At 70.3% G+C, this 13,786-nt stretch carries 11 protein-coding genes; 7 read left to right on the top strand and 4 right to left on the bottom strand.

All coding sequences use genetic code 11. The annotated features are described in order from the left end of the window. Nucleotides 1–88: 88 nt before the first annotated feature. Nucleotides 89–2,365, top strand: coding sequence for a hypothetical protein (locus D1350_RS19175; protein ID WP_125777654.1), 2,277 nt, complete (start codon nt 89–91; stop codon nt 2,363–2,365). 48 nt (nt 2,366–2,413) lie between these two features. Here D1350_RS19175 and D1350_RS19170 read toward each other — a convergent pair whose 3' ends face one another. Continuing rightward, a complete protein-coding gene (locus tag D1350_RS19170; protein ID WP_125777653.1) occupies nt 2,414–3,139 on the bottom strand; it encodes a DUF4253 domain-containing protein in 726 nt (241 codons plus the stop codon). Nucleotides 3,140–3,249: 110 nt separating this feature from the next. Here D1350_RS19170 and coaE point away from each other — a divergent pair, with 110 nt between their 5' ends. The 4 genes from coaE to D1350_RS19150 all read left to right on the top strand — a co-directional run bounded on the left by coaE (nt 3,250) and on the right by D1350_RS19150 (nt 7,945). Then, nucleotides 3,250–3,882: a dephospho-CoA kinase gene (gene coaE, locus D1350_RS19165; RefSeq protein ID WP_125777652.1), complete on the top strand. Its 633-nt coding sequence runs from the start codon at nt 3,250–3,252 to the stop codon at nt 3,880–3,882. Beyond that, nucleotides 3,879–4,541, top strand: a complete 663-nt coding sequence (gene pcp / locus D1350_RS19160; RefSeq protein ID WP_125777651.1) for a pyroglutamyl-peptidase I — start codon at nt 3,879–3,881, stop codon at nt 4,539–4,541. Before coaE ends, pcp begins: the two co-directional genes overlap by 4 nt. A gap of 36 nt (nt 4,542–4,577) precedes the next feature. Continuing rightward, nucleotides 4,578–6,680: an excinuclease ABC subunit UvrB gene (gene uvrB / locus D1350_RS19155; RefSeq protein ID WP_125777650.1), complete on the top strand. Its 2,103-nt coding sequence runs from the start codon at nt 4,578–4,580 to the stop codon at nt 6,678–6,680. Nucleotides 6,681–6,946: 266 nt separating this feature from the next. Beyond that, nucleotides 6,947–7,945 (top strand): TerC family protein, encoded by a 999-nt coding sequence (locus tag D1350_RS19150; RefSeq protein ID WP_125777649.1) that lies wholly within the window; start codon nt 6,947–6,949, stop codon nt 7,943–7,945. A 118-nt stretch (nt 7,946–8,063) separates the two neighbouring features. Here the strand turns inward: D1350_RS19150 and D1350_RS19145 are convergent, their stop codons facing one another. From D1350_RS19145 to D1350_RS19135, 3 genes are all read right to left on the bottom strand, one after another. After that, nucleotides 8,064–8,357, bottom strand: coding sequence for a YciI family protein (locus D1350_RS19145; RefSeq protein ID WP_125777648.1), 294 nt, complete (start codon nt 8,355–8,357; stop codon nt 8,064–8,066). Between the two features lie 99 nt (nt 8,358–8,456). Continuing rightward, on the bottom strand, nt 8,457–8,666 hold the full coding sequence (locus D1350_RS19140) for a hypothetical protein (RefSeq protein WP_240644206.1): 210 nt from the start codon (nt 8,664–8,666) through the stop codon (nt 8,457–8,459). 103 nt (nt 8,667–8,769) lie between these two features. Next, complete coding sequence (locus D1350_RS19135; RefSeq protein WP_125777646.1) at nt 8,770–9,519, bottom strand: MBL fold metallo-hydrolase; 750 nt, start codon at nt 9,517–9,519, stop codon at nt 8,770–8,772. A 96-nt stretch (nt 9,520–9,615) separates the two neighbouring features. Here D1350_RS19135 and uvrA point away from each other — a divergent pair, with 96 nt between their 5' ends. Continuing rightward, the gene (gene uvrA, locus D1350_RS19130) at nt 9,616–12,531 is read left to right on the top strand and encodes an excinuclease ABC subunit UvrA (protein ID WP_125777645.1); all 2,916 of its coding nucleotides are present in this window, start codon (nt 9,616–9,618) and stop codon (nt 12,529–12,531) included. A gap of 714 nt (nt 12,532–13,245) precedes the next feature. Then, entirely contained in the window at nt 13,246–13,746 is a 501-nt protein-coding gene (locus D1350_RS19125) for a hypothetical protein (RefSeq protein ID WP_125777644.1), read from the top strand. Nucleotides 13,747–13,786 lie beyond the last annotated feature (40 nt).

The raw sequence follows: 13,786 nt of genomic DNA, 5'->3' as shown, positions 1-13,786 counted from the left end.
CCCGTATATACCTTTCGGACCGTACGTGTGACGTCCACATACCCCGGGAGGAAGCATGCGCTCGACCGCCAGGTGGTTCCGACGATCCGTGGCCGCCCTCACAGCGGTGACAGTCCTGGCTCCGATGGTGGGAGCCACAGCACAGGCGAACGAGACACCCCTGTGGCAGACCGAGATCGCCCAGATCCCGTCCACCGAGTACAGCCGCGACGCACTGCACTACGTGACCGAGGCGACCGAGGCCCTGCGGCCCTGGGTCGGCCAGGACGGGCTCGACGTGTCCAGGCTCGAGCCCGTCCTGGCGGACGTCGGCACCCGTTACTACGACGGCGCGCGGTTCGCGTCGCGCGCCGACGCCGACGCCGCGTTCGACAACCTCACCCACTTCGAGTCCTTCCTCAAGTCCCGGATGACGGGCGCCTCACCGCCCGACGGAGATGCTGAGGTCGGCCACGTGACAGCCCTCGTCAGCTCGATGACCGGGGTGCGCCTGCTGGCGGACGCCGCGATCCAGGACGCCGACGCCACGATCGGGCCGTTCCGCTCGCCCGACCTGCCGGCCGACATCGAGGTCCCCGCCGGGATGGACCAGGCCTTCGCGCTGCTCGACAGCGCCGAGGCGGACCTCGCCAAGGCCGACGAGATGTTCCTCAAGGCCAACATCACGCCCGCGACGATCAACTCGGAGCGCGCCTGGAGCAACGGGTTCGCCGTCCTCGAGACGTTCGGCATCACGTACGACGGCGACCACGACCAGGACGGTCTCAAGGACGTCCTGGAGCTGATGTTCGGCTCCAGCCCCCTGCTCAGCGACTCCGACTTCGACGGCCTGACCGACAGCTTCGAGATCACCGAGCTGATCGGCTGGACCTGGCCGGGCAACCCCGACAGCGACGCTGACGGGCTCGGCGACGGCGCGGAGGACGTTGACGGTGACGGCCTGACCAATCTGCAGGAGCAGGAGCTCGGCACCTCGCCGACCAACCCGGACACCGACGGCGACCGGGTCAGCGACGGCGACGAGGTCGCCGCAGGCACGAACCCGCTCGTGCCCGACCAGCCGGACCCCGAGCCCGTCCCGCCCACGAACCTGCCACCTATCGAGACCCAGCCGACCGAGGCGGACACCGACGGCGACGGCCTCACGGACACCGACGAGTCGGACGACATCGGGTCGGACCCCGCGGACCCGGACAGTGACGGTGACGGTCTCAGCGACTCCGAGGAAGTCAACCTGGACATCAGCCCGCTCTCCACCGACACGGACGGGGACGGGCTGAGCGACGGCTACGAGGTGCAGAACGCCGCGGCCGAGGGCATCGACCCGGCCGTGTTCGACGAGCGGCTGAGCAAGTGGGACTACATCTCGGACTTCCTGCTCGGCATGTTCGCGGGCGAGTTCTCGCCGCGCGACTCCCTGGCGTGGCTCGCGGGGAACCTCTGCTCGGGGGCGCTGAGCTTCATCCCGGTCGTGGGGTGGATCGTCGGCGGAATCGCGGACATCCGCGACACCCTCGGCGCTGCGATCCACGGCGACTGGGTCGGCGCGGGCCTGAGCGTCACCGGCGTGGTGCCTTATGCGGGCGACGCCGTCGCGATCGTCGGGAAGATCCTGAAGTGGGTCAACCGGACCTTCAGCACGACGGCCATCCGGCCCTCCCGGTTCACCGAGGGCGTCTCCGACTTCATGCGACGGGACGACGTCCCCCGCTTCCTCAAGGTCGAGATCCTCGAGTCGATGCTCGGTGACGCGTGGACACCGCTGATGCGCTGGGCCGGTGACGACGTCGACGCCGCCAGGGCGGAGGACCTGCTCCTGCTCCTCTCGCGGAGCAGGAACCTCGATCTCCAGAAGCTCGGGTCGCAGCTGAACCACTCGCTGTCGCGGCCCGGGGCATCCGCGCCCTGGATGCGGGCCGACCCCGTCCCGGGCGGCAGGGACATCCCGGCGAACAAGGTCGGCGAGGTGTGGGTCGCCTCCGAGATCAGCACGCGGACGGGTCGCCAGGTCACGATCGACCCCGCCACCAACACGATCAAGGCGTCGGACGGCAGCGAACGGATCGTCGACGGGCTCGAGCACCTGGGAGACGGCCGCGTCGTCGCCCACGAGACCAAGACAGGCCTGACGAACCCGGACTGGACGTCGCACATCCTGGGGCAGTGCCAGAAGGACGCCCAGCTGCGGCGTGAGGGCAAGATCGTTGATGCCATCTGGCACTTCGTGGGCAACAACCGGGCTCTCGGCGACAGCGACGACCTGCTGGGCCGGTCGATCGGCATCCGCGACGAGGTGTTCGACTGCCTGACCGCCAACGGCATCGCGTTCATCATCCACCGCCCGAGCGGCGACGTGCTGCCGTAGTCCGGCGCCCGTACCGCGCCCAGGAGCCTCCTGGGCGCGGTACGGGCGTCAGTCCCAGTACGCCCGCCAGAACCGGTTGCCGAGAAGGCCGGCCGCGGTCTCGGTGAGACGGTCGCCGTAGATGTCGTGCTCGCTGTAGACGCGGAACTCGTGAGCCGTCTGGAGCGCCTCGTACCGCGACAGGGGTGGGCGCGCAACGCTGAGGCCTACCGAGTCGCCCGCCATCGTGAACACGCGGGCCCCGTACCGCTGCTCGAAGTAGCGCAGCGTCGCGGAGTGCTTGGAAGGGCGCGGGAAGGCCTCCCAGCCGGTGTACCCGATCACGCAGGGCGCCTGCCACGAGGACGAGGCCTCCAGGAGGAGGACGACCGGCGCGCTGGGAACCGTCGCGAGAAGCTCGACCCCCTCGTCCCGGGGGGTGATCTCCGGCCAGGGCTCCGCGCCGTCGACGTAGGCCACGACGTCGTCCCGGACCCACTCGCGGCTCCGGAGGGCGTTCTCGAAGTCCGCAGCCAGCTGCGCGGCCACGTCGAGGCGTAGCGAGACCGCCAGGTTCTCCTCGCTCGTGCGGCTCTGGTCAGGGCGCTCCGTGAACGCCCGGATGCTCTCGGCGTCCGTCACGATCGGTACCAGCCCGCTCGTGCTCGACGCGTCGGAGAGCCTCTTCCACCAGGAGTGCGCCTCGTCCCGTGCGACGCCGAACCCCTCGAGCACCCTCCCGTCGGCGAACGTCATCATCGGCTCGCGCTCGGGCAGGTCACGGTCGATATCCACCCGGACATCCTGACCGCACCCCCCGCCGACCGCAACGACCCGCGAGGACCGGCGCGCCCCTGCCTCGCATGCCGGGGCCCGAACCCGCCACGTGAGGCAGGATGGGACCCATGTTCCGCATCGGCCTCACAGGCGGTATCGCCGCCGGCAAGTCCGTCGTGGCGCGGCGTCTCGCCGAGCTCGGCGCCGTCGTCATCGACCACGACGTCCTCGCGCGCGAGGCGGTCGCCCCCGGGTCGGTGGGCCTGGAGGAGATCCTCCTGGCGTTCGGCGAGGGCGTCCTGACGGCCGACGGCGAGCTCGACAGACCCGCCCTCGGACGGATCGTCTTCGACGACGCCGCGGCGCGCGAACGGCTGGAGGGGATCGTCCACCCCGAGGTGCGCCGCCTGTCGGCGGAGCGCGAGGCGGCGGCGGGAGCGGCGCAACCGGGGGTCGTCGTCGTGCACGACATCCCGCTCCTCGTCGAGACCGGCCAGGCCGAGCACTTCCACCTCCTCGTGGTGGTGCACGCGCCCGCGGACCTGCGGGTGCAGCGCCTCGTCGCGTCCCGGGGCCTCGCCGAGGAGGAGGCGCGCTCCCGGGTCGCGGCCCAGGCGTCGGACGACGAGAGGCTCGCGGTCGCGGACGTGACGCTCGACGGCACCGGCACCGAGGACGAGCTCCGCGGGCAGGTCGACGCCCTGTGGGCGCGCGTGGCCGAGGAGATCGCGCAGGAGACCGACGCCGAGGCGAGCGCGTGAGGCCCACCGTCCTGGTGACGGGCTTCGAGCCGTTCGGCGGCGACCCGGTCAACTCGTCGTGGGAGGCCGTCCGCCTGCTCGCCGAGCTCTGGGACGCCGACGTCGAGGGCGCCGACCTGGCGACCGCCGTCCTCCCCGTCACCTTTGGCGACGCTCCGACGGCGCTCGCCACTGCCGTGGCGGAGGCCCGGCCGTCCGTGGTCGTCGCCGTCGGTCTGGCCGGCGGCGCGGCCGACGTCCGGCTGGAGCGCGTGGCGATCAACGTCGCCGACGCGCGCATCCCCGACAACGGCGGCGCGCAGCCCGTCGACGAGCCCCTCGACCCGCAGGGTCCCGCCGCCGCCTTCACGGGCCTCCCCGTCAAGGCCGCGCTCGCGGCCCTGCGGGAGGCGGGCATCCCCGCCGTGGTCTCGAACACCGCGGGGACGTACGTCTGCAACGCCACGTTCTACGCCCTCATGCGGGCGGCCGAGGGCGCCGACGGCGTCCTGGCCGGCTTCGTGCACGTCCCCCGTACCGCGGAGGAGGAGGCCGACGCCGCCGCAGCCCTCCCGGTCGCGACGCTCGCCGAGGCCCTGAGGATCGTCGTGCGCACCACGCTCGACGTGTCCGCGGGCCGGCTGACGGAGCCGGCGCTCGCGGCGGGGGCCGAGCACTGACCCGAGGATGTCAGTGGGTCGCCGTACCGTAGTGACATGCGACCCGTGACCGACCTGCAGCGCACGGTGGCCCCGTTCGAGGTCATCTCCGAGTACACGCCGAGCGGTGACCAGCCCACGGCGATCGCCGATCTCTCCTCCCGGATCCAGGCGGGGGAGAAGGACGTGGTGCTCCTCGGCGCCACCGGCACGGGCAAGAGCGCCACCACGGCGTGGCTGATCGAGAAGCTGCAGCGGCCCACCCTGGTGATGGCACCCAACAAGACGCTGGCCGCGCAGCTCGCGACGGAGTTCCGGGAGCTGCTGCCCAACAACGCGGTCGAGTACTTCGTCTCGTACTACGACTACTACCAGCCCGAGGCGTACATCGCGCAGACGGACACCTACATCGAGAAGGACTCGTCGATCAACGACGAGGTGGAGCGGCTCCGCCACTCGGCCACGAGCTCGCTGCTGACCCGCCGGGACGTCATCGTGGTCGCATCGGTGTCGTGCATCTACGGCCTGGGCACGCCGCAGGAGTACGTGGACCGCATGGTGCGCCTCGACGTCGGGGACGTCGTGGACCGCGACCAGCTGCTGCGCAGGTTCGTGACCATGCAGTACACGCGCAACGACCTGGCGTTCACCCGTGGCACGTTCCGGGTCCGCGGCGACACCGTCGAGATCATCCCGGTGTACGAGGAGCTCGCGATCCGGATCGAGATGTTCGGCGACGAGATCGAGTCGATCCAGACGCTGCACCCGCTGACGGGAGACGTGATCCGTCAGGAGAAGAGCGTCTACCTGTTCCCGGCCACGCACTACGTCGCCGGGCCGGAGCGCATGGAGCGGGCCCTCGTCGGCATCGAGGCCGAGCTGGAGGAGCGGCTCGCCGAGCTCGAGCGCCAGAACAAGCTGCTCGAAGCGCAGCGGCTGCGCATGCGCACCACGTACGACATCGAGATGATGCGCCAGATCGGTACCTGCAACGGCATCGAGAACTACTCCCGGCACATCGACGGCCGCGAGGCGGGTACCGCCCCCAACACGCTCCTCGACTACTTCCCGGAAGACTTCCTGCTCGTCATCGACGAGTCGCACGTGACGGTCCCGCAGATCGGAGCCATGTTCGAGGGCGACATGTCGCGCAAGCGCAGCCTCGTGGACCACGGCTTCCGCCTGCCGAGCGCCATGGACAACCGGCCGCTCCGGTGGGAGGAGTTCGTCGAGCGCATCGGGCAGACGGTCTACCTGTCGGCCACGCCGGGCGCCTACGAGGTGTCCCAGTCGGACGGCGTGGTGGAGCAGATCATCCGGCCCACCGGCCTCATCGACCCCGAGGTGGTGGTGAAGCCGACGACCGGCCAGATCGACGACCTCCTCCACGAGATCCGCGAACGTGTGGAGCGCAACGAGCGCGTCCTGGTCACCACGCTGACCAAGAAGATGGCAGAGGACCTGACGGACTACTTCCTCGAGAAGGACGTGCGGGTCCGCTACCTGCACTCGGAGGTGGATACGCTCCGCCGGGTCGAGCTGCTGCGCGAGCTCCGGTTCGGCGAGTACGACGTGCTGGTGGGGATCAACCTCCTCCGCGAGGGTCTCGACCTGCCCGAGGTGTCGCTGGTGGCGATCCTGGATGCCGACAAGGAGGGCTTCCTGCGCTCCGGCAGGTCGTTGATCCAGACCATCGGCCGCGCCGCCCGTAACGTGTCCGGCCAGGTGCACATGTACGCGGACCGGATCACGCCCGCCATGGCCCAGGCCATCGAGGAGACCAGCCGGCGCCGTGAGAAGCAGGTGGCGTACAACCTGGCCAACGGGGTGGACCCCACGCCGCTGCGCAAGAAGATCGCCGACGTGACGGACATGCTCGCGCGCGAGGACCTGGACACGGCGGAGCTCCTGGCGGGCGGCTACCGCAAGCCGGGCGGCCGCGGCAAGGCTCCGGTCCCCGGCTCGCCGAAGGAGGGCGCCACCACGGGCAACCGGCTCTCCGGCGCTGCGGCGAGCGAGCTGGCGGAGCTGATCCAGGAACTCACGGCCCAGATGCACGGCGCCGCGGCGGAGCTGCAGTTCGAGGTCGCCGCCCGTCTGCGCGACGAGATCTCCGGGCTGAAGAAGGAGCTCCGGCAGATGCAGGCGGCCACGGCCTGAGCTGCCCTGTGACTCAGCCCACGGAGCGCACCGCCACATACGTCCCGTAGTATGACTCCCCGTTGGAGGGGAGTACTCCCGTCGTGCGGTGAGGTCGTCAATACGGTCGCCAGAGTTGTCGACCCGGTCTCATCGGCTCGCAGGTGCGTCCCGGCCGAGCAAGGCTCAGGCTGGTCGTAGCGAGCGGAGAAGACCTCCGGTGCCCCGTCATGTACCGGAGGTTGGCGCGCCCGTGTGGCGACCTCCTTTCCCTGGAAGGAAACTGAATGATCCACGAGCTACCTGTGGGGTTCGAGGTGACGGCACTCATCGCCGTCGTCGTGCTCCTCGTACTCGACCTGCTGATCGTCGGACGACGTCCGCACGTGCCGAGCATGAAGGAGAGCGCCCTCTGGGTGGGCTTCTACGTGGGGCTCGCGGTGATCTTCGGCGGCATCGTGTGGGCGGTCGGCGGGGCGAGCCCCGCGGGCGAGTTCTATGCCGGCTGGCTCACGGAGTACTCCCTGAGCGTCGACAACCTCTTCGTGTTCGTCATCATCATGTCCCGCTTCGCGGTGCCCCGTGACCAGCAGCAGCGCGTGCTGATGATCGGCATCATCATGGCGCTCGTCATGCGCGGCGCCTTCATCCTGGCCGGCGCGGCCATCATCGAGCGCTACACCGCCGTCTTCTACATCTTCGGCGCGTTCCTCATCTACACCGCCATCAACATGGTGCGCCACAAGGAAGAGGAAGAGGAGTACAAGGAGAACGCCCTGATCCGCAACGTGCGCCGGGTCCTGCCGATGCACAACGCCTACGACGGCAAGAAGGTCCGCACGGTCGTCGACGGAAAGCGCCTCTTCACGCCGATGCTCGTCGTCTTCGTGGCGATCGGCTCCACCGACCTGCTCTTCGCCTTCGACTCCATCCCGGCGATCTTCGGCCTCACGAAGGACCCGTTCATCGTCTTCACGGCGAACGTGTTCGCGCTCATGGGCCTGCGCCAGCTCTACTTCCTGCTCGGCGGCCTCCTGGAGCGGCTGGTCTACCTCCCGCTCGCCCTGGCGTTCATCCTGGGCTTCATCGGCGTCAAGCTCATCCTCGAGGCCCTGCACACCAACACGCTGCCGTTCCTCAACGGCGGACACGGGTTCCACTGGGCGCCGGAGGTGCCGATCTGGCTGTCGCTCACGGTCATCGTGGCGTCGCTCGCCGTCGGCACGGTGGCGAGCCTGATCAAGATGCGCCACGAGGAGCGTGTGGCGGCTCGCGTCGGCGAGTGACCCCAGCGGCCGCAGGCCGCTCTCCCTCGCGCTGCCCGACGGCGTCCCGCGCACCCAGGTGCGCGGGACGCCGTCGGCGTCTGCCCGCTGGGCGCGGCGACGGTCGGGCGCGGCGCCGTCAGGAGGCGAAGCCGCCGATGACGACGTTCCACTCCCGGACGTCGCGCCCCGCGACGAGGCCGGCCTCGACGAACGGGTCGGCGTCGACGAGCGCGTCGAGCGCGTCGCGGGAGGCGGCCTCGAAGATGAGGAGCGCGCCGTCGGGGACACCCGCGACGGGGGCCAGCGGCCCGGAGGCGCGCACGACGCCGTCGTCGGCCAGGCCTGACAGGTAGGTGCGGTGGTCGGCGCGGACGGCGTCCCGCTGGGCGGTGTCGTCGGTGTAGGTGTAGGTCACGGCGTAGGTAGGCACGGACTCATCCAACCACCGGCACGACGGCGTCCGCCCCCGGCACGACGGCGCCCGCCCACCCGAGGGGTGGGCGGGCGCCGTCGGAGTGCTAGCGCGAGGTCACTTCTCCCCGTCGGCGAGGGCCACGAGAGCAGCCGCCTTGGAGGCGTACTTCCAGTTGCCCAGCTCGGCGATCGTCGTGATCTTGAGCCCTGCGAGGATCTCGTCGTGCTTCACGGTGAGGCCCTCGAGCGCCGACGGCGGCGCCTGCAGGATCTCAGCGATCGACTTGTCCTCGTACGCCTTGTCCACCAGCTTCTTGATGTTCACGCCCACGGGAGTACCTTTCGGGTGAGGTGTCAGAGTTGACGCCTGGAAGCATGTCCCGGGACGTCACCCTCTGCAACAGGTGGCGCCGACGACAGCCGGGCGGTCACCAGCCCCGTGCCCGCCACTCGTCGAGGTGGGGGCGCTCGCGGCCCAGCGTCGTGTCCTTGCCGTGGCCCGGGTAGACCCAGGTGTCGTCGCCGAAGCGGTCGAAGAGCCGGTCCGTGACGTCGCCGAGGAGCTGCGCGAAGCGCTCAGGGTCCTGCTGGGTGTTGCCCACCCCGCCCGGGAACAGGCTGTCGCCGGTGAAGAGGTGAACCCGGTGCGCGACGGCGCCCGGCGCGTGCGCCCCTGCGGGCTCCGTGTACGCGTAGGTGACAGACCCCGGGGTGTGCCCGCGGAGGTGGATCACGTCCAGGGCCACCTCGCCGAAGGTGACGCGGTCGCCGTGGTGCAGCGGCGTCTCGACCCGCACGCCCGTGGCGGCCTCGATCGCTCCGGCGTCCTCCGCGCCGGCGACGGTCCGTGCCCCGGTGACCTCGACGACGTCGGACAGCGCGCCCAGGTGGTCGCGGTGCTGGTGCGTGGTGGCGACCACGTCCAGCGGCGGGCCCTGGTCCAGCGGGCCCTCGCCGGGGCCGTCGCCCTCTGCCTCGTCGACGAGGTCCATGAGGCGCTGGGCGTCCGCGGCGGCGTCGATCAGGAGCTGCGCGCCGGTGCGCCGGCACGTGAGCAGGTAGGCGTTGTTGTCCGCCGGACCGACAGAGACCTTGCGGATCACGAGCCGGTCGAGCTCGCGCACGTCGGCGGCGCAGTCCGGGAAGACGTCGCCGGTGTAGCCGGGGTAGTCGCTCATGCAGCCAGTTTGTCAGGTTCGTCTTGACCTTGCCGGGAGACGAATGTGACATAGAACAGGCGTGCGAATCTCGCGGCGGGGCCGTACCATATTGCGGTGAGCAACCGCCTCGTCGTGTCCGGCGCCCGTGAGCACAACCTGAAGAACGTGGACCTGGATCTCCCCAGGGACAAGCTCATCGTGTTCACCGGCCTGTCCGGTTCCGGCAAGTCCTCGCTGGCGTTCGACACGATCTTCGCGGAGGGCCAGCGCCGCTATGTCGAGTCGCTGTCCGCCTACGCGCGGCAGTTCCTGGGCCAGATGGACAAGCCCGACGTCGACTTCATCGAGGGCCTCTCGCCCGCGGTGTCGATCGACCAGAAGTCGACCAACCGGAACCCGCGGTCGACCGTCGGCACCATCACCGAGGTCTACGACTACCTGCGCCTGCTCTACGCGCGCGCCGGCACGCAGTTCTGCCCGGTCTGCGGCGAGAAGGTCCAGTCGCAGACGCCGCAGCAGATCGTCGACCGCGTGCTCGAGCTGCCCGAGGGCACCCGCTACCAGGTCCTGGCACCCGTGGTCCGCGGCCGCAAGGGCGAGTACTCCGACCTCTTCAAGGAGCTGCAGGCCAAGGGCTTCGCGCGCGCCCGGGTGGACGGCGAGGTGGTCCAGCTCACGGAGCCGCCCACGCTCGAGAAGAAGCTCAAGCACGACATCGAGGTGGTCGTGGACCGCCTCGTGTCCCGCGAGGGCGTGCAGCGCCGCCTCACCGACTCCGTCGAGACCGCGCTGGGCCTCGCCGGCGGCCTCGTGATGATCGAGCTGGTCGACGCCGACATCGACGACCTGGACCGCGTCCGCAAGTACTCCGAGAAGCGGGCCTGCCCCAACGAGCACCCGCTGGCCCTCGACGAGATCGAGCCGCGCACCTTCTCCTTCAACGCGCCCTACGGCGCCTGCCCGGAGTGCACGGGCATCGGCTTCCGGCTCGAGGTCGACCCCGAGCTGATCGTCCCCGACGAGGAGAAGTCGCTGCGCGAGGGCGCCATCGTGCCGTGGGCCCAGACGTCGTCCGAGTACTTCGAGCGGGTCCTGACGGCGCTCGCGGAGGAGCTGGGCTTCTCCATGGACGCGCCGTGGCGCGCTCTGCCACAGCGGGCCAAGGACTCGGTGCTGTACGGGCGCGACCACCAGGTCCACGTGAAGTACAAGAACCGCTGGGGGCGCGAGCGCCAGTACTCCACCGGGTTCGAGGGCGCGGTGACGTTCCTCCAGCGCCGCCACCTGGAGACGGACTCCGACTGGTCGAAGGAGAAGTACGAGGCCTTCATGCGTGAGGTCCCGTGCCCCGTCTGCAAGGGCGACCGCCTCAAGCCCGAGGTCCTCGCGGTCAAGGTGGACGGCCGGTCCATCGCCGACGTGTGCCGCCTGCCGATCGTCGAGGCCGCGGAGTTCCTGAAGGGCATCGAGCTGGGCGTGCGCGAGCAGCAGATCGCCGCCGAGGTGCTCAAGGAGATCCACGCCCGGCTCGGCTTCCTGCTGGACGTCGGCCTCGACTACCTGTCGCTCGAGCGGCCCGCCGGGACCCTGTCCGGCGGCGAGGCGCAGCGCATCCGCCTGGCCACCCAGATCGGTTCGGGCCTCGTGGGCGTGCTCTACGTCCTGGACGAGCCGTCGATCGGCCTCCACCAGCGGGACAACCGCCGCCTCATCGAGACCCTGACCCGGCTGCGGGACCTGGGAAACACCCTCATCGTCGTCGAGCACGACGAGGACACGATCCGTACGGCCGACTGGATCGTCGACGTCGGCCCGGGCGCCGGCGAGCACGGCGGTCGCGTGGTGCACTCCGGCGACTACGCGGGGCTGCTGGAGGCCCCCGAGTCCGTGACGGGGGCTTACCTCTCCGGTCGGCGCACGGTCCCGGTCCCGGCGGTCCGCCGTCCTGCGGACCCGAAGCGGGTCGTCAGCGTGGTGGGCGCCCGCGAGCACAACCTGACGGGGATCGACGTGTCGTTCCCGCTCGGCGTGTTCACGGCGATCACGGGCGTCTCGGGCTCCGGCAAGTCCACGCTCGTGAACTCGATCCTCTACACGGTGCTGGCGAACGAGCTGAACGGCGCACGCCGGCCGGCCGGCCGGCACACCCGCGTCACCGGTATGGAGCACCTCGACAAGGTGGTGCACGTGGACCAGGGGCCGATCGGTCGTACCCCGCGGTCCAACCCCGCCACGTACACGGGTGTGTGGGACCGGATCCGCAAGATCTTCGCGGAGACCGAGGAGGCCAAGGTGCGGGGCTACGGGCCCGGCCGCTTCTCCTTCAACGTCAAGGGCGGTCGCTGCGAGGCCTGCTCCGGCGACGGCACGATCAAGATCGAGATGAACTTCCTGCCGGACGTCTACGTCCCCTGCGAGGTGTGCCACGGGGCGCGCTACAACCGCGAGACGCTCGAGGTGCACTTCAAGGGCAAGACGGTCGCCGACGTGCTCGACATGCCGATCGAGGAGGCCGCGGAGTTCTTCGCCGCGTTCCCGGCGATCTCCCGGTTCATGAAGACCCTGGTCGACGTCGGGCTCGGCTACGTCCGCCTCGGACAGCCGGCACCCACCCTGTCCGGCGGTGAGGCGCAGCGCGTCAAGCTCGCCGCGGAGCTGCAGAAGCGGTCGACCGGCCGGACGATCTACGTCCTGGACGAGCCCACGACCGGCCTGCACTTCGAGGACATCCGCAAGCTCCTGGGGGTGCTGCAGTCGCTCGTCGACAAGGGCAACACCGTCCTGGTGATCGAGCACAACCTCGACGTCATCAAGAACGCGGACTGGGTGATCGACATGGGCCCCGAGGGTGGTTCGGGCGGTGGCCGTGTGGTCGCGGAGGGCACGCCCGAGCAGATCGCGCAGGTACCGGAGAGCCACACGGGCCGGTTCCTGGCCGATGCGCTCGACGGGCACCCGCCGGTGGAGCAGCCGCCGTCGAACGGCGCCGCCAAGCGCAAGCCGAAGGTGGCGGTGACGGCCGGGGCGTGACAGCGTCCGCGCGCGCGACGCCGGCGGGGTTCCTCAGACCGGTCGTGGTGCGCCACACGGTTTCGCAGGTGGTGAAGCCGGCTGACCCAGTAGCGGATGACGCCCGGGTCCTGGTGGTACGGGAACGTCTGGCCCAACGCCTCGCGCCAGAGCACATCCTGAGCGCGCTTCCGTGACCGACTGGCCCCGGCGTCGGGCAGGAGGCTCGCCCAGGTTCCGAACGTCAGGTTCGCCACGAGGTCGTCATGCGTGACGGGGAGTCCCCTGCGAGGGTGGGTCGCCTGGCGGGCGTCGCGGTTCTCGGTGGCTCGGCGAAGTGCACGGGCGTGCGTGCTGCAGAGCCTGCCCTGCCGGACCGTGTTGAGCAGGCCGTGCAGCGGAGCGGCGGGGCGGAGGCCGGAACGCTTGCGAGGCGGAAAGCGGCACTGTTGATCTCCTCATCAGAGACGCGGGCTTGAGACCGCGTGAATACATTGAGCCAACCCCCCGGATCCTCGGATCCGGGGGGCGCTTACATTTTCGGACCTCTAGCCGGGTTCCGCGCGCTGGGCCGCGTCGCTGTGGAAAAGCCGGTGGCACGGGGCGGCCTCACTCAGCGCACCCCAGAGGGTGACAAAACGCTTAGGCGCGTGGCCGGCCCCGGAGCCGCGGACGAACCTTGCGTCGACAGCCGCACGACGACGCCGTCGTGCCCGACGCGAAGGAGGACGCCCTGTGCGTTCCATGCTGACGAAGTCGTTCGCCCTGCTCATCGGCCTGACGGTCGCCGGGCTTGCTGCCGCGGGCCCGGCCGCTGCGGCCCCTGCGCCCCAGCCGTCCGGTCCGGTGCCCACCAAGACGGTGACGCAGACCAACAAGGTGCTCGTCGCGTCGATGCGTATCGACACCCCGTACGGCTCGAACGAGGCGTGCGGCCGCGCCTCGGCGTCGTACATGATCAGCGGCCCGTGGACCGAGTACAAGTGCTCCGGCTACGACTACACCTGGTACCTGCGGCTGTACGAGTACCGCACGGAGACGGTCCAGGTGCAGGTGCCGATGACCTGGCAGGTCGTGGCGCAGGGGTGGGGTGGTTCGTTCTCCTCGTTGTCGTCGTGCGAGAGCTCGGGCCGGCTCGCGATCACCCAGCCCGCCACCACCTGGAACGGATACACCTGCGGCAGCGTGTACGTGAACACGTGGGGGCTCTACCTGCTCCGCAGCGCCTGGGCGTGACGATCCGCCGTCGGCCGGGGTGAGCGACGACGCCCCGGCC

The organism is Antribacter gilvus, from assembly GCF_003946865.1.
GTDB classification, from domain to species: Bacteria; Actinomycetota; Actinomycetes; order Actinomycetales; family Cellulomonadaceae; genus Antribacter; species Antribacter gilvus.
Note: the sequence above shows the minus strand (reverse complement) of the source record. Positions and strands in the feature narration are given on the sequence as shown.